Below are 1,447 nucleotides of genomic sequence, written 5' to 3'. Positions count from 1 at the left end.
TGAACTGCCTCCCATTTCTTGGACATGAGAAATGGGAGGCTTTTTATGCGTGTCGACTTGAGGGTGAAGCACGACATCGAGGCCAGGAAGGCGGCGATCGGGCTCTTCGAGCGAGGCCACGGCTCCGAGTCGGCGGCGAAGGCGCTGTCGGTCCCGCGCGACACCGTGAGACAATGGCTCTACGTATACCGGTCGTTCGGAAGCGAGGTGCTGCTATCCATGGACGGCAAGCAGGCCAGGTACACATACGAGCAGAAGGTCGCCGCCGCCTCGGCCGTGGTCGACGGCGGCATGAGCAAGCGGGACGCCATGGAGGCGTTCGGGGTCATGTCCTTGGCGCCGCTCAAGAGATGGTGCGCGCTCTACCGCGAGGGCGGCGCCGAGGCGCTCAGGCCCAGGCCCAAGGGCCGGCCGAGCGGTTCCAAGGCGAGGCCGCGGACCCGCGAGGAGGAGCTCGAGGAGCGCTGCCGAAGGCTCGAGACCGAGGTGGCCTACCTAAAAAAATTGCGTGCCCTGGTCGGGAGGGACGGGCTCTGACCAGGGCGAAGGTCGAGGCCGTGAGGGTCCTGCGCGAAGAGGGGCACGGGCTGGGGCGCCTGCTGGAGTGCGCCGGCATGGCCCGGTCCAGCTACTACTACGCGCTGTCGCACCCGAAGGCTCCCACCAGGCCCGAGCTCTGGGAGGCCGCCGCCGAGATATTCTCGCGCACCGCCAACGGGTGCGGCCACAGGCAGATCGCCATGTGCCTGCGCGCCGAGCAGGGCGTGCGCATAGCCGACAAGACGACGCTGAAGATGATGCGCGAGATGGGCATCAGCTGCGGGATCCGCCGCGAGACCGACTACCACAGGTACAACTCGTACAGGGGCAAGGTCGGAAAGACCTTCGAGAACGTCATCGGCAGGGACTTCGCCGCCGGCGGGCCGTGGGAGAAGATGGGCACCGACGTCACCGAGTTCAAGCAGCCCTGGGGCAAGGCCTACTTCGCGCCGGTCTACGATTTCGGCAGCAAGGAGATCGTCGCCTGGTCCACGTCGCTGCATCCCAACATGGCCCAGCAGCACGAGCTGCTCGACCAGCTCGTGTCCAAGATGCCCGAGGGCTCCAGGCCGGTCCTGCACTCGGACATGGGCTGGCAGTACCAGCAGGCCGGGTGGTGCAAGCGGTTGGAGGAGGCCGGCGTGGTGCAGAGCATGTCCCGGAAGGGCAACTGCATCGACAACGGCGCGACGGAGCAGGTGTTCGGCCATATGAAGGACGAGTTCTTTCGCGGAAGGACGTGGCCGGACTTCGAGTCCTTCAAGGCGGACCTCGACGACTTCGTGGTCCATTGGAACACGAGGAGGCGCCAGGTTAAACTGAAGGGACTGACCCCGGAGGAGTTCCGGAGACAGTCCCTTGCGGCGTAGTTCTTATTTAAGCCGTCCAAGTTTTGGGGTGCAGTTCA

2 protein-coding genes are annotated in these 1,447 nt (G+C 65.3%); both read left to right on the top strand.

The genetic code is table 11. The features are described 5' to 3' along the window. Positions 1–45 precede the first annotated feature (45 nt). Positions 46–537 carry a helix-turn-helix domain-containing protein gene (locus tag NBH09_RS09940; RefSeq protein WP_225093191.1) on the top strand — a complete coding sequence of 164 codons (492 nt, stop codon included), beginning with the start codon at positions 46–48 and terminating at the stop codon, positions 535–537. 20 nt (positions 538–557) lie between these two features. Further along, positions 558–1,409, top strand: coding sequence for an IS3 family transposase (locus tag NBH09_RS09935; protein WP_250787860.1), 852 nt, complete (start codon positions 558–560; stop codon positions 1,407–1,409). Positions 1,410–1,447 lie beyond the last annotated feature (38 nt).

Origin of the sequence: Collinsella sp. BG-O-102 (genome assembly GCF_023656745.1) — a bacterium.
In the GTDB taxonomy this organism is placed as follows: Bacteria; Actinomycetota; Coriobacteriia; order Coriobacteriales; family Coriobacteriaceae; genus Collinsella.
The sequence above is the reverse complement of the archived record's forward strand: the minus strand, read 5'-3'. Positions and strand labels throughout refer to the sequence as shown.